This is a genomic window from Azospirillum sp. 11R-A (assembly GCF_049472615.1).
In the GTDB taxonomy this organism is placed as follows: domain Bacteria; phylum Pseudomonadota; class Alphaproteobacteria; order Azospirillales; family Azospirillaceae; genus Azospirillum; species Azospirillum palustre.
In genome coordinates this window covers 109,066-130,138 of the sequence record NZ_JBCEBL010000005.1, presented here as the reverse complement: position 1 = coordinate 130,138, position 21,073 = coordinate 109,066, and the positions used below count along the sequence as shown (strand labels likewise).

Annotated in this window: 21 protein-coding genes; 12 read left to right on the top strand and 9 right to left on the bottom strand. The window is 67.6% G+C overall.

What is annotated here, in order from left to right:
- Positions 1-212: 212 nt before the first annotated feature.
- The 10 genes from VH569_RS09885 (at position 213) to VH569_RS09840 (ending at position 10,271) form a co-directional block, all read left to right on the top strand.
- A complete protein-coding gene (locus VH569_RS09885; RefSeq protein WP_423315188.1) occupies positions 213-1,598 on the top strand; it encodes a DUF3422 family protein in 1,386 nt (461 codons plus the stop codon).
- A gap of 567 nt (positions 1,599-2,165) precedes the next feature.
- On the top strand, positions 2,166-3,014 hold the full coding sequence (gene coxB / locus VH569_RS09880; protein ID WP_423315187.1) for a cytochrome c oxidase subunit II: 849 nt from the start codon (positions 2,166-2,168) through the stop codon (positions 3,012-3,014).
- Between the two features lie 119 nt (positions 3,015-3,133).
- A complete protein-coding gene (gene ctaD / locus VH569_RS09875; RefSeq protein ID WP_423315186.1) occupies positions 3,134-4,753 on the top strand; it encodes a cytochrome c oxidase subunit I in 1,620 nt (539 codons plus the stop codon).
- Positions 4,754-4,919: 166 nt separating this feature from the next.
- Positions 4,920-5,831, top strand: a complete 912-nt coding sequence (cyoE, locus tag VH569_RS09870) for a heme o synthase (RefSeq protein WP_423315185.1) — start codon at positions 4,920-4,922, stop codon at positions 5,829-5,831.
- Complete coding sequence (locus tag VH569_RS09865; protein WP_109051101.1) at positions 5,828-6,013, top strand: hypothetical protein; 186 nt, start codon at positions 5,828-5,830, stop codon at positions 6,011-6,013. Before cyoE ends, VH569_RS09865 begins: the two co-directional genes overlap by 4 nt.
- A gap of 1 nt (position 6,014) precedes the next feature.
- Positions 6,015-6,656 carry a cytochrome c oxidase assembly protein gene (locus tag VH569_RS09860; RefSeq protein WP_423315184.1) on the top strand — a complete coding sequence of 214 codons (642 nt, stop codon included), beginning with the start codon at positions 6,015-6,017 and terminating at the stop codon, positions 6,654-6,656.
- Positions 6,657-6,677: 21 nt separating this feature from the next.
- Positions 6,678-7,553, top strand: a complete 876-nt coding sequence (locus VH569_RS09855) for a cytochrome c oxidase subunit 3 (protein WP_423315183.1) — start codon at positions 6,678-6,680, stop codon at positions 7,551-7,553.
- Positions 7,554-7,625: 72 nt separating this feature from the next.
- Positions 7,626-7,997 carry a DUF983 domain-containing protein gene (locus tag VH569_RS09850; protein ID WP_109449459.1) on the top strand — a complete coding sequence of 124 codons (372 nt, stop codon included), beginning with the start codon at positions 7,626-7,628 and terminating at the stop codon, positions 7,995-7,997.
- Entirely contained in the window at positions 7,994-8,806 is an 813-nt protein-coding gene (locus VH569_RS09845; protein WP_423315182.1) for an SURF1 family protein, read from the top strand. The genes VH569_RS09850 and VH569_RS09845 overlap by 4 nt, the downstream gene beginning before the upstream one ends.
- Positions 8,784-10,271: a carboxypeptidase M32 gene (locus VH569_RS09840; RefSeq protein WP_423315180.1), complete on the top strand. Its 1,488-nt coding sequence runs from the start codon at positions 8,784-8,786 to the stop codon at positions 10,269-10,271. Before VH569_RS09845 ends, VH569_RS09840 begins: the two co-directional genes overlap by 23 nt.
- Positions 10,272-10,684: 413 nt before the next feature.
- Here VH569_RS09840 and trpE read toward each other — a convergent pair whose 3' ends face one another.
- The 5 genes from trpE to VH569_RS09815 form a co-directional block, all read right to left on the bottom strand.
- Entirely contained in the window at positions 10,685-12,196 is a 1,512-nt protein-coding gene (gene trpE / locus VH569_RS09835; protein ID WP_423315179.1) for an anthranilate synthase component I, read from the bottom strand.
- 41 nt (positions 12,197-12,237) lie between these two features.
- On the bottom strand, positions 12,238-14,118 hold the full coding sequence (locus VH569_RS09830) for a SurA N-terminal domain-containing protein (protein ID WP_423315178.1): 1,881 nt from the start codon (positions 14,116-14,118) through the stop codon (positions 12,238-12,240).
- A gap of 243 nt (positions 14,119-14,361) precedes the next feature.
- Complete coding sequence (locus VH569_RS09825) at positions 14,362-14,541, bottom strand: CsbD family protein (RefSeq protein ID WP_098740061.1); 180 nt, start codon at positions 14,539-14,541, stop codon at positions 14,362-14,364.
- Positions 14,542-14,658: 117 nt separating this feature from the next.
- Complete coding sequence (locus VH569_RS09820; RefSeq protein WP_423315177.1) at positions 14,659-14,997, bottom strand: hypothetical protein; 339 nt, start codon at positions 14,995-14,997, stop codon at positions 14,659-14,661.
- Positions 14,998-15,019: 22 nt separating this feature from the next.
- A complete protein-coding gene (locus VH569_RS09815; protein ID WP_146255511.1) occupies positions 15,020-15,238 on the bottom strand; it encodes a hypothetical protein in 219 nt (72 codons plus the stop codon).
- A gap of 184 nt (positions 15,239-15,422) precedes the next feature.
- Between VH569_RS09815 and VH569_RS09810 the strand changes: the two genes are divergently transcribed.
- On the top strand, positions 15,423-15,764 hold the full coding sequence (locus tag VH569_RS09810) for a YnfA family protein (RefSeq protein WP_423315341.1): 342 nt from the start codon (positions 15,423-15,425) through the stop codon (positions 15,762-15,764).
- Here VH569_RS09810 and VH569_RS09805 read toward each other — a convergent pair.
- Positions 15,736-15,978 (bottom strand): hypothetical protein, encoded by a 243-nt coding sequence (locus tag VH569_RS09805; RefSeq protein WP_174469726.1) that lies wholly within the window; start codon positions 15,976-15,978, stop codon positions 15,736-15,738. The two genes, VH569_RS09810 and VH569_RS09805, sit on opposite strands and share 29 nt — an antisense overlap.
- A 586-nt stretch (positions 15,979-16,564) precedes the next feature.
- On the opposite strand from VH569_RS09805, the gene VH569_RS09800 reads away from it, so the two are divergent.
- Positions 16,565-18,736: a putative bifunctional diguanylate cyclase/phosphodiesterase gene (locus VH569_RS09800; protein WP_423315176.1), complete on the top strand. Its 2,172-nt coding sequence runs from the start codon at positions 16,565-16,567 to the stop codon at positions 18,734-18,736.
- Between the two features lie 308 nt (positions 18,737-19,044).
- On the opposite strand, the gene VH569_RS09795 is transcribed toward VH569_RS09800, so the two are convergent.
- From VH569_RS09795 to map, 3 genes are read right to left on the bottom strand one after another with little or no spacing between them, the layout of a single operon-like run.
- Positions 19,045-19,497, bottom strand: coding sequence for a cupin domain-containing protein (locus VH569_RS09795; RefSeq protein ID WP_423315175.1), 453 nt, complete (start codon positions 19,495-19,497; stop codon positions 19,045-19,047).
- Complete coding sequence (locus VH569_RS09790) at positions 19,494-20,111, bottom strand: NUDIX domain-containing protein (RefSeq protein WP_423315174.1); 618 nt, start codon at positions 20,109-20,111, stop codon at positions 19,494-19,496. The genes VH569_RS09795 and VH569_RS09790 overlap by 4 nt, the downstream gene beginning before the upstream one ends.
- Positions 20,108-20,917, bottom strand: a complete 810-nt coding sequence (gene map / locus VH569_RS09785) for a type I methionyl aminopeptidase (RefSeq protein WP_423315173.1) — start codon at positions 20,915-20,917, stop codon at positions 20,108-20,110. The genes VH569_RS09790 and map overlap by 4 nt, the downstream gene beginning before the upstream one ends.
- Positions 20,918-21,073 lie beyond the last annotated feature (156 nt).

The window sequence follows — 21,073 nt, the reverse complement described above, 5'->3', positions numbered from 1 at the left end:
ATGGGGCGGAACCCGGCCTGCCCGGCCCGCGGGGAGTAGCGGCCTTGTTCCATGGTAGGACACAGTGTCATAGCGGGCGATCTCGCGCCGCACCGTACGATGTGTTCTAACGGACGGACTATAGTGTGGCGACGCTGGCGCGATCCGGCAAGTTCGCCGATGCCTGATTGTGTAACCTGACGGTGGGCGGTGCCGGGATGGCGGAGGGGATCATGACCGACGGTGTGGCGCGGACGACAGCCGATACCCTGAACCGCGCCGGCCTGACCGGAGCCGGAGCCGGCGGCGCCATGTCCGGCCTGCGCCCACTGCGCGACCATCCGCTGCGCCAGACGCTCACCAACGAGGTGCATGCCCGCCCGCCGGAGGCGCTGGCCGCCCCGGTGCGCGCCACCATGCTGGCGATGCTGTCGGGCGAAGGGGCGGCGGAGGCCGACCGCCGGCATCTGGAGGCGCTGTGCGACTGGGCCGGCGTCGTCCGTCCGCCGCAGGGCGCCACCCACCACAGCGCCTCCTTCGGCAGCTTCAACCTGAAGTGGGAGCGGCACACCGAGTTTTCGACCTGGACGGTCTTCCGTCCCAGCGCCATGCCGGCCGGCTCCGTCGTCGATCCCTTCGTGGATCCGGCGCTGCACGCCCTGCCGCGCGACTGGCTGGCCGGGCTGCCGGGCGAACTGCTGGTCGGCATCCATGTCGCGGTGCTCGACCCCGACACGCCGGAGCCGTCGGCCAACATGATGGCGGCGATGTTCGGCTCGGAAAGCTATGTCGGATCGCGAATCGCCGGGCGGTCGGCCACCGCCTGGACCGACTTCCGCATCCATGGCGACGGCTTCTCCCGCATGCTGGTCGCCGACCATTCGATGACGCCACGCCAGACCGGCCGCGTCGTCCAGCGCCTGCTGGAGATCGAGACCTACCGCGTGCTGGCCCTGCTGGCCCTGCCGATGGCGCGCGGCGTGCTGCCCCGAATCGGCCCGATCGAGGCCGGGCTGTCCGAGGTCACCACCCGCATCGCCAGCCTGCGCGGCTTGCAGGACGAGCGCGACCTGCTCGACCGCCTGACCCTGCTGGCGGCGCAGACCGAGCAGATCGCCGCCGAGACCGCCTACCGATTCGGCGCCGCCCGCGCCTATCACGAGCTGGTGGAGCGGCGAATCGAGGAGCTGCGCGAGATCCGGATCGAGGGGTTGCAGACCGTCCAGGAGTTCATGGACCGCCGCCTGACCCCGGCGATCCGCACCTGCGAGGCGGTGGAGGAGCGGCTCGATTCGCTGTCGCAGCGCGTCGCGCGGGCCAGCACGCTGCTGCGCACCCGCGTCGAGATCGCGGTGGAAGGGCAGAATGCCGAGCTGCTCCAGTCGATGGACCGGCGCGCGCAGTTGCAGCTTCGCCTGCAGGAGACGGTCGAGGGGCTGTCGGTGGTGGCGATCAGCTATTACCTCGTCGGCATCGTCGGCTATGCGGCCAAGGGCTTGAAAGGCTTCGGCTTCAAGATCGATCCCGACCTGCTGGTCGGGCTGATGATCCCCATCGTCATCGCCTTCGTCTGGTCGGGTGTGCGGCGGATTCGCAAGGTGCTGGTCGGCGGGCATTGACCGGCGCGGCTGCCGCCTGTCCGGTCCGTTGATGGTGCCGCAAACCCTCTCTGGCCGGGCCGGGGAGGGGGCGTGGCGCCTATCACCTTCGCGCATCTGGCGGGACGCCCGGACCTCGCCCATCCTTCAATCCTGAGTCGCGCTCCGCCGCCGCAACAATCCTGCGCGCCGCGGCCTGAGCGCTTCCATTCATTTCCCGAAGCCAATCCCAAGAAAATCAGCTGGCCCAACGGACTGCGGCGGAATGCCGCATGGCATGACCCCTGTTTCCGCTCAACCTTTGTTCCCACGGTTCATCTGAATGTGAGGAAAAGTCTATGCAAACGATGGGGCAATCGGTGGGAGAGAGGAAAGGCTTGTAACCCAGCGGGGCACGGGGATAAGCTCCGGCTGCGGGTATATGTCGCGCTAAGATGGCGTGATCCCTGCATAAACTGACGTTCGCTGATAAGCCCAACTATGGACCGCGCGAACAGAAACCGGTCCGGATCAACAGGGCGGAGGGAGCGTCGGCGGGAGAGACGACCGCGGGCCATGACGAGCGTCGCGGCTAAGAAGGGGTTGGGGATGAGAAGGCAAAGCCTGTACGCCGCCGGCCTGGCGGCGGTCCTGTCGATGGTGGGCGGCTTGAGCACGGCCGCCCTGGCGAACGAGCCGCGACCGTGGGAAATGGGCATGCAGCCCTCCGCCTCGCCGGTCAAACACCTGATGACCTCGTTCAACGACCTGCTGACCGTCGTCATCACGCTGATCGTGATCTTCGTCGCCGGGCTGATGGCCTATTGCGTCGTCCGGTTCAACGCGAAGAGGAACCCGGTCCCGTCCAGGACCTCGCACCACACGCTGCTCGAGGTCGCCTGGACCGTGGTCCCGGTCATCATCCTGATCGTGATCGCCGTTCCGTCCTTCAAGCTGCTCTACGCGGCGGAACGCATTCCGCAGGCCGACATGACCATCAAGGTGATCGGCCACCAGTGGTACTGGGATTACGAATATCCCGACCATGGCAACATCACCTTCTCCAGCTACATGATCGCCGAAGCCGACCTGAAGCCCGGCCAGAAGCGCCTGCTGGAGGTCGACAACCGCGTGGTCGTTCCGGTCAACACCACCGTCCGCGTGCTGGTGACGGCCGGCGACGTGATCCATTCCTGGGCGGTTCCCGCCTTCGGCCTGAAGAAGGACGGCGTGCCCGGCCGCATCAACGAGACGTGGTTCAAGGCCGAGCGCGAAGGCGTCTATTACGGCCAGTGCTCCGAGATCTGCGGCACCAACCACGGCTTCATGCCGATCGCGGTGGAAGCCGTGTCGAAGGAGGCGTTCGACGCCTGGGTCGCCAAGGCCAAGACCGCCTACGCGCCCAAGGACGGCGACCGTGACGTGGCGCAGCGCCCGACCGGAACGCTGGTCGAATAAGCGCACTTCGCACAGCCCGCCACAGGGACGACGCGATAAGAAGAACCCAACCCAGCTGCCGGCGCTTCGCGACAGACCGGATCGGACGGCGGCCAGGGACAGCGACAAAGGGTAGAGACATGGCAAACGCCACACCGGGACATGGTGAGCATGTGGGTGACCATGGGCACGGGCATGACGATCATCACGTCCCCGGCTTCGTGCAGCGCTGGTTCTATTCGACCAACCACAAGGACATCGGCACGCTCTATCTGATCTTCTCGGTCATCGCCGGGCTGATCGGCGGCCTGTTCTCCGTCATCATGCGGGCGGAGCTTCAGTCGCCGGGGCTGCAGTTCGTCTCCGACGGCCAGATGTGGAACGTGCTGATCACGGCGCACGGCCTGATCATGGTGTTCTTCGTGGTGATGCCGGCGCTGATCGGCGGCTTCGGCAACTGGTTCGTGCCGCTCATGATCGGCGCGCCCGACATGGCCTTCCCGCGCATGAACAACATCAGCTTCTGGCTGATCGTGCCGGCCTTCCTGCTGCTGCTGGGCTCCGCCTTCGTCGGCACCGGCGCGGGCACGGGGTGGACGATCTACCCGCCGCTGTCCTCGCCGCTGGGGCACAGCGGGCCGTCGGTCGACATGGCGATCTTCGCCCTGCATCTGGCCGGCGCCAGCTCGATCCTGGGCGCGGTGAACTTCATCACCACCATCTTCAACATGCGCGCGCCGGGCATGACGCTGCACAAGATGCCGCTGTTCGTCTGGGCGATGCTGGTGACGGCCTTCCTGCTGCTGCTGGCGGTCCCGGTTCTGGGCGGCGCCATCACCATGCTGCTGACCGACCGCAACTTCGGCACCACCTTCTTCAATCCCGAAGGCGGCGGCGACCCGATCCTGTTCCAGCACCTGTTCTGGTTCTTCGGCCACCCCGAAGTCTACATCATGATCCTGCCGGCCTTCGGCATCATCAGCCACATCGTGTCGACCTTCTCCAAGAAGCCGGTGTTCGGCTATCTCGGCATGGCCTATGCCATGGTCGCCATCGGCGTGGTCGGCTTCGTCGTGTGGGCGCACCACATGTACACGGTCGGGCTGGACGTCAACACCAAGGCCTACTTCACCGCCGCCACCATGATCATCGCGGTGCCGACCGGCGTGAAGATCTTCTCGTGGATCGCCACCATGTGGGGCGGGTCGATCGAGTTCCGGGTGCCGATGCTGTGGGCGCTGGGCTTCATCTTCCTGTTCACGGTCGGCGGCGTCACCGGCGTGGTGCTGGCGAACGGCGGTCTCGACAACTACATGCACGACACCTACTACGTCGTGGCGCACTTCCACTATGTGCTGTCGCTGGGCGCGGTGTTCTCGATCTTCGCCGGCTGGTACTACTGGATCGGCAAGATGTCGGGGCGCCAGTATCCGGAGTTCTGGGGCAAGGTTCATTTCTACACCACCTTCATCGGCGTCAATCTGGTGTTCTTCCCGCAGCACTTCCTCGGCCTGTCGGGCATGCCCCGCCGCATCCCGGACTATCCGGATGCCTTCTGGGGCTGGAACATGATCTCGTCGCTGGGCGCCTACCTCTCCTTCGCCTCCACCCTGCTGTTCGTGTGGATCGCCTGGAAGACGCTGCGCAGCGGCGAAAGGGTGCCGGGCGCCTATTGGGGCCCGCAGGCCGGCACGCTGGAATGGACGGTCAGCTCGCCGCCGCCGTTCCATGCGTTCGAGACGTTGCCCCAGGTCAAGTAAGCGTGCTAACGGGCGGGCGTCGCCGTGAAGGAGGCACCCGCCCGATACAAGGGACACCGATACAGGGGACCGACCCGAGCAGCCCGAAAATGGGCGCCGGTTGCGGAGGGTGCCGGGGTGACGACTTTTTGTTGGAAGGCCCGGGGTTAGAAGACAAGGACATGATATGACGGACGTGACGAACGAACTGGCGCTCAACCACTCAGGGGGCGCGTCGGCCGGTGACTTCATCGAGCTTCTCAAGCCGCGGGTCATGTCGCTTGTGGTCTTCACCGGGCTGGCCGGCATCGTGCTGGCGCCCGGCCACATCCACCCCTTCCTCGCCTTGGTCGCCGTCCTGTGCATCGCCGTCGGCGCCGGGGCGTCGGGCGCCATCAACATGTGGTACGACCGCGACATCGACGCGGTGATGACCCGCACGGTGAAGCGCCCGATTCCGTCGGGCCGGGTCGAGCCGGCCGAGGCTCTGGGATTCGGCGTCACCCTGTCGGTCCTGTCGGTGGTGGTGATGGGGCTGGCGGTGAACTGGACCGCATCGGCGCTGCTGGCGCTGACCATCGGCTTCTACGTCTTCGTCTACACCATGTGGCTGAAGCGCCGGACCCCGCAGAACATCGTGATCGGCGGGGCCGCCGGCGCCTTCCCGCCGATGATCGGCTGGGCTGCGGTGACCGGCAGCGTCGATCTGCCGTCGATCCTGCTGTTCCTGCTGATCTTCCTGTGGACGCCGCCGCATTTCTGGGCGCTGGCCCTGTTCCGCAACGGCGACTACACCCGCGCCGGTGTGCCGATGATGCCGGTGGTGGCGGGCGAGGCGGCGACCAAGCGGCAGATGCTGCTCTACACGCTGATCCTGCTGCCGGTGGCCGCGGCGCCGTCCTTCGTCGGCATCGCCGGGCCGGTCTATCTGGCGGCGTCATCCATCCTCGGCCTGATGTTCGTCGGCTGCGCCGTCCGCGTCCTGCGGGCCAGCGACGACAAGCCGGCCAAGAAGATGTTCGGTTTCTCGATCCTGTACCTGTTCCTGCTGTTCGCCGTGATGATGGGCGAACGGCTTATCCTTGGAGGGTGGGCATGACGGTGATGGAACGCGACGACCTGACCGATACCCGCAACTCCGTCGAAGAGCAGCGCCGCCAGGAAGCCGCCCTGCGGGCCAAAAAGCTGCGCGGGCGCAATCTGGCCGTTCTGGCGGCGTTGCTGGCCCTGGTGGTCCTGTTCTATGCGATCACCGTCGTCCGGATGGGCGGGGCGCACTGATATGCGGCGCGACGACAGGCTGCGCCGCCGCAACCGCCTCGTCCTCGGCACGCTGTTCGGGCTGGTGGCGGGGATGATCGGGCTGACCTACGCGTCGGTCCCGCTCTACAACCTGTTCTGCTCGGTCACCGGCTTCGGCGGCACCACCCAGCGGGCCGAACAGGCCGCGGCGCGCGTCGTCGAGCGCACCGTGACCGTCCGCTTCAACGCCGACACCAACGCCGCCCTTCCCTGGGGCTTCCGGCCGGAACAGAAGGATCTGGTGCTGAAGCTGGGCGAGACCGGTTTCGCCGCCTACCGGGCGGAGAACCGCGGAAAGTCACCCACGGTCGGCACCGCCGTCTACAACGTCACGCCGGAAAAGGCGGGCGCCTATTTCAACAAGATGCAGTGTTTCTGCTTCACCGAACAGGTCCTCGAACCCGGTCAGGTCGTGGACATGCCGGTGACCTTCTTCGTCGACCCGTCGATGGCCGACGACCCGAACATGGACGACGTGAGCACCATCACGCTGTCCTACACCTTCTTCCGCGCCAAGGACAGCGAGGCCAGGCTGGCACAGCACACGGCCGCCGCATCCACGTCCCCGGCGCCGGACTCAGGAAAACAAAAGGCGGAGCCGGGGGCGACCGCCACAAACTGAACCATATGGGGTAGTGAGACGATGGCCGACATCACCCACGGGCAAATGCCGCACGCCGAACCGTCAGCCTATGAATCGGGCGCCGGCATCCCGCATCCCTACCATCTGCTGAAGCCGAGCCCCTGGCCGCTGATCGGCGCCTTTTCCGGCGGGCTTCTGGCGACCGGTCTGGTCATCTTCATGCACGGCGGCGGCAAGCTGCTGATGATCCTGGGCGTGCTGGCCATCCTGGTGACGATGTTCGGCTGGTGGCGGTCGGTCATCCGGGAATCGGTGGTGGAGCGGGCCCACACCCCGGTGGTGAAGATCGGCCTGCGCTACGGCATGGCGCTGTTCATCGCGTCGGAGGTGATGTTCTTCGCCGCCTTCTTCTGGGCCTTCTTCCACGCGGCGCTGGAACCGAAGGTGTCGCCGCTCAATCCCGACGCCATCTGGCCGCCGCCGAACGTGCATGTCATCGACGCCTTCGACATGCCGCTGATGATGACGCTGACCCTGCTGCTGTCCGGCGTCACCGTCACCTGGGCCCATCATGCGATCATCGAGGGGCACAACCGCACGGCGGCCAAGGCGCTGGGCCTGACCGTGCTGCTCGGCGTCCTGTTCAGCTTCTTCCAGGTCTATGAATACGTCCACGCCTCCTTCAAGTTCACCGACGGCATCTTCCCCTCGACCTTCTACATGGCGACCGGTTTCCACGGCTTCCATGTGCTGGTCGGCACCATCTTCCTGGCGGTGTGCTGGTTCCGGACGAACAAGGGGCACTTCACTCCGGAAAGCCATTTCGGCTTCGAGGCGGCGGCGTGGTACTGGCACTTCGTCGACGTGGTCTGGCTGTTCCTGTTCGTGTCGGTCTACTGGTGGGGTGGTCATGGCGGCGTGGTCGCCGTCCACTGACGCGACCGGTGCCGAGCCGTTCCGGCGGCGGTCTGTATCGCTGCCGGAACGGTCCGGACTGGAGGTGATGGCGTGATCGATCTCTACCCCAGTGTTTCCCCATTGTCGGCGGGCCTGCGCAGCGTCTGCCCGCGTTGCGGCAAGGGACGGCTGTACGACGGCTACCTGACGGTGGCGGAGCGCTGCAACGTCTGCGGCTTGGATTTTTCGCAAGTCGACAGCGGTGACGGCCCCGCCGTCTTCCTCATCTTCATCCTGGGCTTCCTCGTCGTGCCGGTCGCACTCTGGGTATCGATGACGGTGGACTGGCCGCTGTGGCTGCATGCCATCGTCTGGAGCATCGTCGTGCTGGGCCTGACGCTGGGCATGCTGCGGCCGGCCAAGGCCGCCGTGATCGCCCTCCAGTACCGCTACCGCCGCAGCGAAGTGGAGAAGGGCTCTTGAGCGCAACCGCGGTCGAGACGGCGGGCCGGCGGCATTTCCGCCCCACGCTGGGGGCGACTTTGGTCACGCTGGCCGGGCTTGCGGTCACCATCGGGCTCGGCACATGGCAGCTGGAGCGGCTGCACTGGAAGCAGGAGCTGATCGCCCGGATCGACCGGCAGATGGCCGAGCCGCCCGCGCCGCTGCCCGCCCGGATCGACGATCCCGCCGCCTGGGAGTTCCGGCCGGTGACGCTCGCCGGGCATTTCCTGAACGATAAGGATTTGCTGGTGATCGCCCGCCCGCACCAGGGGCAGGTCGGCTACGAGGTGCTGACCCCGTTCGAACGAGCCGACGGGGCCGGCATCCTGCTGGTCAACCGCGGCTTCGTGCCGATGGACCGCCGCGATCCGGCGACCCGCGCCGCCGCCCGGGTGGAGGGCGAGACGACCGTCAGGGGCATCGTCCGCGTCCCGCAGCCGCCCGGTTTCTTCCAGCCCGGCAACGGCACCCCGGCGCCCGGTTCCGCCTGGATGCGCGCCGATCCGCCGGCGATGGCCGCCGCGCTGTCGCTAAGCGGCGTGGCGCCTGTGGTGATCGAGATGCTGCCGGGGCAGGGGAGCATCAACGGGAGCAAGCTTCCCGGTGCGCCGGCCGGGACGCTGGCGGGGATCGAGCCGCGGGTGGAACTGCCGAACAACCACCTGCAGTATGCCTTGACCTGGTACGGGCTTGCGGTGACGCTCGCCGGGATCTACGCGCTGTCACAGCGCAAGCGCGCCGACACCGGAACCGACGGACGACCCGATGACCGCATATCAGGAGCTTGAACGCCGCCACGCCCGCATCGCCGCCATCGGCGACGCGCTGGGCATTCTCGGCTGGGACACCCAGACGATCATGCCGGAGGGGGCCAACGATGGCCGGGCGGAGCAGACCGCGACCCTGTCGGTGATCGCCCACGAACTGGCGACCGACCCGCGCATGGGCGATCTGCTGGCGGAGGCGGAGGGCGACGGCAGCCTCGACGCCTGGCAGCGCGCCAACCTGCGCGAGATGCGCCGCCACCACATCCAGGCCACCGCCATTCCCGCCGATCTGGTGGAGGCGACCAGCAAGGCGGTGTCGGTCTGCGAGATGACCTGGCGCGCCGCGCGGGCGGAGAGCGACTATGCCAAGCTGCTGCCCTCGCTGACCGAGGTTCTGGCCCGCGTCCGCGAGGGAGCCGAGGCGCTTGGCTCCGTGATGGGGATCAGCGCCTATGACGCGCTGCTCGACAGCCACGATCCGGGTGCGCGGGCGGAGCGGATCGACGCGCTGTTCGCCGATCTGTCCGGCTTCCTGCCCGACCTGATCGGCCGCGTCCTCGACAAGCAGGCGGCGGCACCGGCGGTGACCGAGCCGCAGGGGCCGTTCCCGGTGGAGACGCAGCGCGGGCTTGGCGTCCGCATGATGGAGCGGCTGGGCTTCGACTTCCGCCGCGGCCGGCTGGACGTGTCGCTGCATCCCTTCTGCGGTGGAGCCACCGGCGATGTGCGCATCACCACCCGCTATGACGAGGCGAACTTCACCGATGCGCTAATGGGCATCCTGCACGAGACCGGCCACGCGCTGTACGAGCAGAACCGCCCGGCCGCGTGGCTGACCCAGCCGGTGGGCCAGTCCCGCGGCATGGCGGTGCATGAAAGCCAGTCGCTGCTGATGGAGATGCAGGCCTGCCGCTCGGCCGAATTCATCACCTGGCTGGCGCCGGTGGTGCGCGAGACCTTCGCTGGGGAGGGGCCGGCCTGGGAGGCCGACAATCTGCGCCGCCTCTACAGCCGGGTGGAGCGCGGCTTCATCCGCGTCAATGCCGACGAGGTGACCTATCCCGCCCACATCATCCTGCGCTACCGCCTGGAAAAGGCGCTGGTTGCAGGCGACCTGACCCTGCCGGACCTGCCGGGCGCCTGGAACGACGGCATGGCCGAACTCGTCGGTGTGGTTCCGCCGAACGACCGGCTCGGCTGTTTGCAGGATATCCACTGGCCCGGCGGCGGCTGGGGCTATTTCCCCAGCTACACGCTGGGCGCGATGACCGCGGCCCAGCTGTTCGACGCCGCCCGCACCGCCGATCCGGAAATCGTCCCGGCGCTGTCGCGTGGCGAGTTCGCGCCTCTGGTGAACTGGCTGCGGGTGAATGTCCATCAGACCGGCTGTTTCCACGCCTCCGGCGACGAGCTGCTGACCGCGGCGACCGGCCGGCCGCTCGACGCGTCGGTGTTCAAGCGGCATCTGGAGCAGCGGTATCTCTGACTGCCAACTCGCGGAAGGCGTGCGGAAGCCTCTTGGCAAGCGCGGGAAATGGCTTATCTTTAGGGACAGGTGCATCGAGGCCGGCCAGCCCCGATGCACCCATCCGATCAGCGGTTCAGAAGATCAAGGCACGCCTTGACGATCTGCAACAGCAGGATCAGGAGTGTGAGGATCTTGTCCATCCTCTTTTCTCCCTTGTTAGTGTGCGGCGGTGGCGGCGTATCCGCCACCCCGTTCACACAGTCCTACTATAGATGCATGGTTGCAGATGTGTGCGACGCTACTGCCCGGCGGCGTGCATTTTCCTGTGGATAATCCGGATTGGCGGGAGTGGGCCCGTTGCCCCCGCAACCTTCCGCGCATGAAAAAGGCCGCCCAGGAGGCGGCCTTTCCGTTGAGCGCGGTTGTGACGGTCAGCCGCGCGCGGTGGTGCGCAGGGTCTCCTCGGCGGCGCGGATCAGCGCCATCGACTTGTTGACGGTCTCCTGATACTCGGCTTCCGGGTCGCTGTCGGCGACGACGCCGCCGCCGGCCTGGACATACATCATGCCGTCCTTCAGCACGGCGGTGCGCAGCGCGATGCAGGTGTCCATCGCGCCCGAGGCGCCGAAATAACCGACGCAGCCGGCATAGACGCCGCGGCGGGCCTTCTCCAGCTCGTCGATGATCTCCATGGCGCGGACCTTCGGCGCACCGGACACCGTGCCGGCGGGGAAGCCGGCGACCAGCGCATCGAGCGCGTCGAACTTCGGATCGAGCTCGCCCTCGACGTTGGAGACGATGTGCATGACGTGGCTGTAAAGCTCCACGATCATCTTGGCCGTCACCTTGACCGTGCCGACCTTCGCCACCCGGCCGACGTCGTTGCGGCCGAGGTCGAGCAGCATCAGGTGCTCGGCCAGTTCCTTCGGATCGCTCAGCAGGTCGGCGGCCAGCGCCTCGTCCTCCGCCGTGGTGGCGCCGCGCTTGCGGGTGCCGGCGATAGGACGGACGGTGACCTTGCCGTCGCGCACGCGCACCAGGATTTCCGGGCTGGAGCCGACGACGGTCAGGTCGCCGAAATCGCAGTGGAACAGGAAGGGCGAGGGGTTCAGCCGGCGCAGCGTGCGGTACAGCGCCAGCGGCGACGGCTTGAAGGGGAAGCGGATGCGCTGCGACGGCACGACCTGGAAGATGTCGCCGGCCCGGATGTACTCCTTCGCCTTCTCCACGATCGCGTGATACTCCTCGCGCGTCGTGTTGGAGGTCCAGGCCAGCGGCAGGCCGTCCTCCGCCCGCGGCTCCCGCCGGTAGGGCAGGGGGCGTTCCAGATCGGCCAGCGCGTCGGTCAGCCGCTCCCGCGCATCGGCGTAGGCGGTGGCGGCATCCTTGCCGGCCTTCGGCCAGACCGGGGTCACCAGCGTGATCGAGTCGGTGTGGCTGTCGAAGATGGCGACGATGCTGGGCCGGGTCAGGATGGCGTCCGGGATGTTCAGCTCGTCCGGATTGTTGTCCGGCAGCCGCTCCATCAGGCGGACCATGTCGTAGGTCATGTAGCCGAACAGGCCGGCGGCCATCGGCGGCAGCGCTTCCGGCAGGTCGATCCGGCTCTCGTTGATCAGCGCGCGCAGCTCGTCCAGCGGTGCGTTGTCGAGCGGCTTGAAGGCGTCGCGGTCGTGCAGCGCATCGCGGTTGATCTCCGCCCGGTTGCCGCGCGACCGCCACACCACGTCCGGCTTGAAGCCGATCACCGAATAGCGGTCGCGCCGCGATCCCGCCCCGCGCTCCGCCGACTCCAGCAGGAAGCCGAAGGGACGGCCGTCCGCCAGCTTCATGTAGGCGGAGACCGGGGTCTCCAGATCGCTGACCAGCGTGGTCCACACCACCTGCGGCCGACCGGCGGCGTAAGCGGCATTGAAGCTGGTGATATCGGGCTGGACCTTCACGGCACGAGACCTCTTGGATTGCTGTCGGCTGCGCCGAAGCCTCAGTTGCTGGCGAAGAACTGGTCGATGCGCTGGCGATGGATGCGGACCGGGTACTTGTCGCGCAGCGCGTTGGTGAACTCCGCCACCAGATCGCCCTCCATCCCCTGTTCGACCGCGGCGCGGACCGGCGCCAGATCGGCGTCGGCGGCCTTCGGATCGGCCGGGATGATCTCCTTCAGGCGGGTGACCACCTGGGCATCGGCGGTGTTGCCGGTGACGACCTCGTTCGGCTTGGCGGCGAACAGCTTGGCGACCAGCTCCGCCGGCAGGCCCTGGACCGCCTGGGCGTCGCGGGTGAAGGGGCTGGTCATGGCGAAGGTGGCGCCGGCCTGGGTGGCGACGTCCTGGGCCGCGGCCTCCGCACCCTGCTTCAGCCGGGCGGCGATCTCCTCCGCCTTCTTGGCGGCGCGCTCGGCGCGCTGTTCCTGCTGCCAGTCGGCGATGACCTGCTCGCGCACGTCGGCCAGCGGACGGACGGCGGCGGGGATCACGCTGTCGACGCGGACGGCGGTGAAGTTGCTTCCCTCGCCCTCCGTCAGGTTGGAGGAAGCGCCGGTCTTCAGCTGGAAGGCGTTCGGCAGCAGCGCCTTCAGGCCGGGCAGGTCCGGGGCGGCGTCCTTGCCGTCCGGGGCCTTGCCGGTGCTGTCGATGGCGGCGACCTTGCTCAGCACCAGACCCTGGGCCTGGGCGACCTCGTCCAGCGAGGCGCCGCTGGCCAGCTGGTCCTCGACCCGGTTGGCGATGGAGAAGACGGAGTCGAGCGCCTGCTCCTTCTTCATCTCGGCCGCCAGCTGGTCGCGCACATCCTCGAAGCTCTTGGTCGAGGACGGGGTGACGCCGGTGACGGCCATGACGTGCCAGCCGAGCGCGCTCCTGATCGGGTCGGAGGGCTTGCCCGGCTCCAGCGCGAAGGCGGCGTCGCCGATCTCCGGCAGGTCGGCCTTGGCGATGTTGTCCAGGGTCACCGGCTCCACGCCGGCGTCCTTGGCGGCCTCGGCCAGACCCTTGGCCTTGGCGGCCTCGGCGATCTGCTTGGCCTTCGCCTCGTCGTCGGTCACCACCATCTGGACCGAGCGCTTTTCCGGGGCGCCGAACTCGTTCGCGCGCTCCTCATACGCCTTGCGCAGCTGGGCGTCGTCGATCTTGATGTCCTTCGCCAGCGCGTCGGGCGACAGGCGGGCGACCGTGAGGGCGCGGTATTCCGGGGCGGTGAAGCGGACCTGATGGTCGTCGTAGGCCTGCTTGATCGTCGCGTCGTCGGGCACGCCGACATCGCCGATGGAGGCGTTGGGCAGGGTCACCACCTCCGCCACGCGCTTTTCGCCGCGATAGCGGTAGAGGTCCTGCACCAGCGGCTGCGGCGGGGTCAGGCCGGCCGACACCGCGCCGGCCACCAGCTGGCGCGCCGTCTCGCGCTGGATCATCGCGACATAGCCGTCTTCGGTCAGCTGGTTGTTGCGCAGCACGGACCGGAAGATGTTGGGGTCGAACTGGCCCTGCTGGTTGCGGAAGGCCGGCTCGTCGGCGATGCGCAGGCGGACCACCTCCGGCCCGACGGCGATGCCCATGTCGGCGGCGGCGAGGTCGAACAGCGTGCGCTGGATCAGCGATTGCAGCGACTGTTCCAGAAGGCCGAAGCGCTTGGCCTGCTCGGCGGTCAGGTTGCCGCCCAGCATCGGGCGCAGCCGTTCCATCTGCCGGCGGAATTCCTGGTCCAGCGCCTGCTGCCCGATCTCCACCTTGCCGACTTCGGCGACGGTGGTGGGCGTGGTGGAGCGGAATACGTCGCCGATCCCCCAGATGCCGAAGCTGAGGATCAACAGCACGAACAGGATCTTGACGACCCAGGAGCCGGCGAAATTGCGGATGAACTGGAGCATGGGACCCGAATCTAAGCGCGTCGTTCGGCCATCCGGCCGGGGCGGCGCATCATAGATAGGGGAGGGAAGGGCGGCAACAGCCCATTTCCGGCTTGGGCGTCGCCATCACCACCGCCACCGGCGCCCGCCCGGAGGGGCGCGAACATGCGAACGCCCCGGCCCTGCATGGAAATGCGGGACCGGGGCGTCCGATGGCTACGCCGGGTCGGCAAACCCTTGCGGGCGCCGGGATCGCTTCGGCGGTTACTTCAGCGCGTCGCGCACGGCATCCTTGGCGCCGCCGACGCTGTTCTGCACCTTGCCGGCCGCCTTCTCGCCGCGGCCCTCGGCCTCGGTCTTGGTGTCGCCGGTCAGCTTGCCGGCGGCTTCCTTGATGGCACCCTTGATGGAACGGGCAGCGCCCTCGATGCGATCCTTGTCCATGGTGGCAACCTCGTCTGTGTTGGTTATGCCTGGACAACGGAACGGAAGGCAAAAGGGTCCATTAAAAATATGACACGAAAGGCGAGCGGCCCGCCTCTCCCCAGGCTCATGCCCGGTTCACGCCCGGCGCGGCCCGTCGATTCCGCGGCCGGACGATCGCGCCGGCACGCCGCCATCGACCGGCAGGTCGCGGCGCATCGGTCCGGCGCTGTGACGGCGCAGGGCCGCCAGCTGGAGGGCGTGATGGGTGATCTGGTTGCGGAAATCGCGGTCGACCCGGCTGAAGGCGCTGAAGGCCAGCTTCACCGCCGCCGGGGATCGGGTGTGCAGGGCATCGTTCAGGGAATCGCGCAGGGTGCGCAGTTCGAGGATACCGGGCACGAAGGCCATTTCGACCGCCTCCGCCAGGATCTCGACGGAACACAGCGTGGCTTCGTCATCGAGCGTCAGGCGCACTCCGCGTTCCCCCCGGCCGTGGTCAGGAACCGAGCAGATCCAGCACCGCCGGCAGGCAGCGGCTGCGGGACAGGCACTCTTCGCAACAGCCCGCCATCGGACGCGGGTCCGGACAATGCCGGTTCCGCAACGCCTCCAGCCCCTGGACCAGGACACGCTTCTTCGACTCCGAAATCACGTCGGTGGCCCGGATCGTTTCGATGGCATCCCGCATCGGGTCGGTAGCGTCTATGAGCATCATAGTATGCCTCCTGCCCAGCGAATCTATGCCGCACCCCCAGCCAAGTCCATGAATGCACTGTAATATTAGGACGGCAAATTGAAACGAGCTGTGGCGGGTTGCAATGGCCCGCACCCTATTGACGCCGAAGCACACGGCCGTCAGCATCCTGCCGGTCTGGAGCGGGGCTGAGGTGGACGGGCGGATGGAGCGGACACAGGGCGCGACGCTGGCGCTGTATGGCGCAGCGGCGCTGGCGGAGATCGCCGGCTGCTTCGCCTTCTGGGCCTGGATAAGGCTGGATCGCAGCGCGTGGCTGGTCCTGCCGGGCGTGGCAAGCCTGTGCCTGTTCGCCTGGCTGCTGACGCGGGCCGACGCCGAATTCGCCGGGCGGGCCTATGCCGCCTACGGCGGCGTCTACATCGCGGCGTCGCTGCTGTGGCTGTGGCTGGTCGAGGGGGCGCGGCCGGACCGCTGGGACGCGGCCGGCGCGCTGATCTGTCTGGCCGGTGCGGCGCTTATTCTGGCCGGGCCGCGCGGGGGCTGAGCGCCGACGCCGGCCGGCTGACCCAAGGGTGCAGGGCAGGGCCGTTGACCAGCACCAGCCGGCCGTCATCCACCCGCAGATAGGCCCCGACGCGCACCCGGCGGCGCAGGATGTCGTCGTTGAGCATGATCTGGGCATCGGCCAGGGACAGCGGGGTGCCCTGGTAGTATGCACGGCCGTCGGAGTGTCGGATCTGGCTGAATGCGTTGGTCATGACGGAATGCTCCCAATCGTTTTTTCTCGAACCGCGGACCGTTGGCGGACCCGACGTGACGGCGTCAGCCGACTTGGGGGTCGGTTGTTGCGGCCATTGTCAGGAAAAACGCCTGGGACCTGCGGTTTATTCCTCCATCAGGCACAAAGAGACGGGACTGGTTGGAAAAATGCCGGGACGGTTCCCGGATCGGGGTGTTGGCGAATATCTTGGGGCGTATACCGCCGAAGGTCCAGCACGCCGGACCCGATGCCCCGGAATTGTCGCAGACCACACGCGCGAAAGCTGTGGTGGTGCGGCGGACGGTGCGCGTCTATCTCCGAAACCGCGGCCCGCATTGAACCATGTCAATCGTACTTCGGCCTCTAACCGTTAGAGTGCGAAAGCATCACGGCGACAGGGTTGCGGAAATGTCCTGCATTTACGCGTCCGCTTGACGTTGGAAAAGATGCCGGACGGGGTCATAATACCACCGTCGGGTATCCGAATTCGGTCAGCCGGGATCCCGGCGGTGCATCACGAGGTCCGTCTTTCGGGCCGGACAGAAGAAACGGATGGCTTCGTGAACCTACAACCGGCGGATCAGATGAACGGTTCCGAGTGCAGCGGGTCCGGTGCGGCGGAAGCCGCCGGGATGCCGCGCGATCCGGCCTTTCTGGCCTCGCTGGCCGCCAGCCTGCTCGACGATGGCGGGATGGCGCTCGTCTATCTGGACCGCGACCGCGTGTGCCGGCATGCCGACCGCCATTTCGCCGCGGCGCTCGACCGTTCCCCGGCGGAACTGGTCGGCCGGCCGCTCGCCGCCATCGATCATCCCGTGACCGCGGCGCTGGGGGCTGCCATCGCAGCCATCACCTCCCTGGGCCAGTCCCAGGCGCACGGCTCCGCCCCGGTCGATTGCCCGACGGTCGGCTGCGACGGCCGCCGGTCGATTCTCAGCGGCAGCGTGACCGCCCATCGCGACGGCGCAGGCACGATCCTCGGCTATCTCGGCAACTTTCACCAGACCGGCGATCCCGACCGCATCGCCGAGTTCGTGACCTGCCGCGACGCCTTCGTCGCCACCCTGCTGGACGCCGCGGTGGACGGCATCATCGTGTCCGACCGCAGCGGCACCATCCGCTCGATCAACCGCGCCTGCTGCCGCCTGTTCGGCTATGAGGACAGCGAGCTGGTCGGGCGCAGCATGACCATCCTGATGCCGCCGCCCTTCTCCCGCGACCACACCCGCTATGTCGACACCTACATGCGGACCGAGCGGGCCAAGATCATCGGCATCGGCCGCGACACGCTGGGCCAGCGCAAGGACGGCACGGTGTTCCCCATCCATCTCAGCGTCGGCGAGGCGCGGATGGGCGACGACGTCACCTTCGTCGGCATCATCCGCGACATTTCCGACCGTCTGGCGGCGGAGCAGCGCGCCTCCTACCTTGCGCGGCACGACCCGCTGACCGGCGTTCTGACCCGCACCGCCTTTCTGGAGGAGTGCGAGGCGCTGTTCGCCGGCCACCGCGCCGACGGGCCGGAGGGCAGCGACAGTGGCGGGGCAGGCGGCGGGCTGTTCGCGCTGTTCGCGCTGGACGTCGACCAGTTCAGCGACGTGAACGAAGCCTTCGGCTTCCATGTCGGCGATGCCGCGCTGAAGGCGATGGTCAGCCGGGTGACCGAGGTGCTGCCGCCCAACACCATCATCTGCCGCATCGCCGCCGACGAATTCGCAGCGCTGTCACGGGTGGCCGACGCCGATCAGGCGCGCACGCTGGCCGGGGTGCTGCACGACCGGCTGACCGCCTCGATCTACGCCGACCGCCATTGGGTGCGGCTGCGGCTGTCGGTCGGCGCCGCGGTGCAGGACGAGACGGTCAGCACGCTGGAGGATCTGAACGCCAAGGCCAAGCTCGCCTTGCAGGCGGTGCAGCACAATGGCGGCAACGCCATCTGCTTCTATACGCCGGAAATGGCGGCGGCGGCGACGCGGCGGATGATGCTGACCATGCATCTGACCCACGCGATCGAACGGAACGAGCTGCGCCTCGTCTATCAGCCCATCGTCGACAAGGCCGGCCGGGTCCGCTCGGCGGAGGCGCTGCTGCGTTGGGACCATCACGCGCTGGGGCCGGTCTCGCCTGGGGAGTTCATTCCCGTCGCCGAGGAAAGCGGCCTGATCGTGCCGATCACCGACTGGGTGCTGTCCACCGCCATTGCCCAGATGACGGCCTGGGAGGCGGAGGGCGTGCTGCCCGACCGCGTCTTCCTCAACATCTCCGGCCAGCAGTTCCTGCGCGGCAACCTCACGCTGCGCCTGGAGGAGTTGCTGTGCGAGCATCCGTCGCTGCGCAGCCATCTCGGGCTGGAGATCACCGAACAGGCGGCGGTGCGCGACCTGAAGGTGGCGGTGCGGACGCTGGGCGAGCTGGCCGATCTCGGCATCCAGGCGGCCATCGACGATTTCGGCTCCGGCTATTCCTCGCTCAGCTATGTGCAGCAGCTGCCGGTGGCGAAGCTGAAGATCGACCGCGCCTTCGTCATCGACGTGCCGGAAAATCCGAAGAGCAACGCGCTGGTCCGTGCCGCCGTCGGCATGGCGCACGGTCTTGGCCTGACCACCGTGGCGGAAGGGGTGGAGACGGCGGAGCAGCGCGATTTCCTGGTGTCGGTCGGCTGCGACCTGATGCAGGGCTACCTGTTCGGCCGTCCGATGGCGCCCGAGGCGCTGGCCGACATGGTGCGCATACAGGCCGCGCCAGCCATCGCCTGATCTCCCGGCCCGGCGGCGTACAGCATTCACAAAGCTCAGAATGGCATTGAGGTTTTGGAATAAAAGGAACTTTGCGTCATCCCCGCGAAGGCGGGGATCCAGGAAACTTTGCGATAAAGCGGCTTAAGTGGCTGGATTCCCGCCTTCGCGGGAATGACGGCCGAGTAAAGGCTCTGATTCCAGTTGCTTGAAGGCCAATGAGATCTGTGCATCCGGAAGGCCCAGCGTCAGGGAGAGCGGGGCTGAGCGATCAAGGGCCGAGCGATCTGGGCGTGAGCGATCCGGGCGAGGGGACGGTCTTCCGCCCCTCACCGGCCCTCCACCGGCTCCCATCCCTCCGGCGCCATCTGGAACCCGGCGAACTCGAAGGCCGGCGCCACGGTGCAGCTCACCAGCGACCAGCCGTTCGGCCCCTCGGCCAAGCTCCGCGCCGCCTGCCAGGCTCCCACCGGCACCACCGCCTGCGGCCGCTCGCCTTCGGCGATGTCCAGCCCCAGCCGGCTGCGTTCGACCGCCCCGCCATCCTGATAAATCGACAGTTCCAGCGGCGCCCCGCCGTGCCAGAGCCAGATCTCCACGGCATCCACCGTATGCCAGTGCGACCGCTGCCCGGCCTTCAGCAGGAAATAGATGGCCGTCACCGCCCCGCGCCCGCCATCGCCCGGCGCACGGTAGGTCTCGGCGTAGAAGCCCCCTTCCGGATGAGGCTGCAACCCCAGCAGTTCGATCAGCCGCTCGGCGGTCGGCGCATCGTCCGTCATCGCGTGCTCCGCGCCGCCATGCCCAGCCCCTCGCGCAGCTCCGGCAGCAGCATCGCCCCCAGCATGGCGATCACCGGCAGCACCGCATAGTCGCCCTGGGCCGCCGCGTCGATCAGCTCGCGGGCGCTGTGCAGCTCGATCCGCATGTCTTCCAAATCGCCCTGGTCCGGTTCCGCCACCTTGCGGGCGCCCTTGGCGTGGAACATGTGGCACGTGCTGCCCCTGGAGTTCGCCCCGACGACGAAGCCGCCCAGCGCCGTCCAGTCGTCGGCGGCATAGCCGGTCTCCTCCAGCAGCTCGCGCCTGGCGGCGGTCAGCGGGTCCTCGCCGGGCTCGATGGCGCCGGCGGGGAAGGTCAGGCTGACGCGGCGCGGCCCATGCTTGTAGGTGCGCAGCATCACGACCTTGCCGTCCTCGGTCTCCACATACATCAGGGCGAAGTCGGGCTGGTCGATCTGGTAGAAATTCTCCACCGTCCGCCCGTCCGGCAGCTGGACCGTCTCCGCCCGCACCTTCAGGTACGGGCTGGCGTCCAGCAGCTCGCGGCTGCCGAGCACGTCCCAAGGCTTCTGTTCGCCCTGCTTCTGGTCGCCGTGATTCTGGTCGTCGCTCATGCGGCGCTCCCGTAGGGCGGCTGGGTGTAGCCGGCGGGGGAGAGGGTGAAGATCTCGCAGCCGTCTTCGGTGATGCCGATCTGGTGCTCGAACTGCGCCGACAGCGAGCGGTCGCGGGTGACCGTGGTCCAGCCGTCGGACAGGATCTTAACCTCGGGACGGCCGGCGTTGATCATCGGCTCGACCGTGAAGACCATGCCGGGGCGCAGCTCCACGCCGGTGCCGGGCTTGCCGAAATGATCGACGTGCGGGGCGCCGTGGAAGACCTGGCCGATGCCGTGACCGCCGAAATCGCGCACGACGGAGCAGCGCGCCGCCTCCGCCATCGTCTGGATGGCATGGCCGATGTCGCCCAGATGGTTGCCGGGTCTGGCCTGGGCGATGCCGGCCATCATGCAGCGATAGGTCAGGTCGACCAGCTTGCGCGCCTTCACGCCGATCTTCTCGCCGACGAAATACATGCGGCTGCTGTCGCCGTACCAGCCGTCCAGGATCACGGTGACGTCGACGTTGACGATGTCGCCCTCGATCAGCTTCTTGTCGTCGCTGGGGATGCCGTGGTTGACGACATGGTTCGGCGAGATGCAGCTGCAGGCCGGATAGCCCTGGTAGCCCAGCGTCGCCGGGATGCCGCCGCGGTCGCGCTGGAACTCCTCGATCAGCTTGTCGAGTCGCCCCGTGCTGACGCCCGGCACCACGAAGGGCGCGATGTAGTCCAGCGTCTCGGCCGCCAGCCGGCAGGCCTTGCGCAGCGCCGCGAACTCTTCCGGACCGTGCAGAACGATCCGCCGTCCATCCCTGTCCATCAAACCGTCATCCGTCACGTAAATCCTCTGACCATCTTTCGGCTGCCGCGACCATCCGCAGACAGCGCAACAAGCTATCACGCCACCCGTCTGAAAAAAGCCCCTGCATTCCACCCCTGCAATCGTAGGATTCGGCGGAACGGCTTGCTATATGTG

Bases quoted from the DNA above. Each gene is read 5' to 3' on its own strand.
- VH569_RS09795 (WP_423315175.1), bottom strand. From the start codon at position 19,497: ATGACGGACGATGCGCCGACCGCCGAGCGGCTGATCGAACTGCTGGGG.
- VH569_RS09825 (WP_098740061.1), bottom strand. From the start codon at position 14,541: ATGGACAAGGATCGCATCGAGGGCGCTGCCCGTTCCATCAAGGGTGCC.
- VH569_RS09790 (WP_423315174.1), bottom strand. From the start codon at position 20,111: ATGAGCGACGACCAGAATCACGGCGACCAGAAGCAGGGCGAACAGAAG.
- map (WP_423315173.1), bottom strand. From the start codon at position 20,917: ATGGACAGGGATGGACGGCGGATCGTTCTGCACGGTCCGGAAGAGTTC.
- VH569_RS09855 (WP_423315183.1), top strand. From the start codon at position 6,678: ATGGCCGACATCACCCACGGGCAAATGCCGCACGCCGAACCGTCAGCC.
- VH569_RS09860 (WP_423315184.1), top strand. From the start codon at position 6,015: ATGCGGCGCGACGACAGGCTGCGCCGCCGCAACCGCCTCGTCCTCGGC.
- VH569_RS09810 (WP_423315341.1), top strand. From the start codon at position 15,423: ATGGAGCGGACACAGGGCGCGACGCTGGCGCTGTATGGCGCAGCGGCG.
- VH569_RS09830 (WP_423315178.1), bottom strand. From the start codon at position 14,118: ATGCTCCAGTTCATCCGCAATTTCGCCGGCTCCTGGGTCGTCAAGATC.
- VH569_RS09800 (WP_423315176.1), top strand. From the start codon at position 16,565: ATGAACGGTTCCGAGTGCAGCGGGTCCGGTGCGGCGGAAGCCGCCGGG.
- ctaD (WP_423315186.1), top strand. From the start codon at position 3,134: ATGGCAAACGCCACACCGGGACATGGTGAGCATGTGGGTGACCATGGG.
- VH569_RS09885 (WP_423315188.1), top strand. From the start codon at position 213: ATGACCGACGGTGTGGCGCGGACGACAGCCGATACCCTGAACCGCGCC.
- VH569_RS09815 (WP_146255511.1), bottom strand. From the start codon at position 15,238: ATGATGCTCATAGACGCTACCGACCCGATGCGGGATGCCATCGAAACG.
- VH569_RS09805 (WP_174469726.1), bottom strand. From the start codon at position 15,978: ATGACCAACGCATTCAGCCAGATCCGACACTCCGACGGCCGTGCATAC.
- VH569_RS09840 (WP_423315180.1), top strand. From the start codon at position 8,784: ATGACCGCATATCAGGAGCTTGAACGCCGCCACGCCCGCATCGCCGCC.
- coxB (WP_423315187.1), top strand. From the start codon at position 2,166: ATGAGAAGGCAAAGCCTGTACGCCGCCGGCCTGGCGGCGGTCCTGTCG.
- VH569_RS09865 (WP_109051101.1), top strand. From the start codon at position 5,828: ATGACGGTGATGGAACGCGACGACCTGACCGATACCCGCAACTCCGTC.
- cyoE (WP_423315185.1), top strand. From the start codon at position 4,920: ATGACGGACGTGACGAACGAACTGGCGCTCAACCACTCAGGGGGCGCG.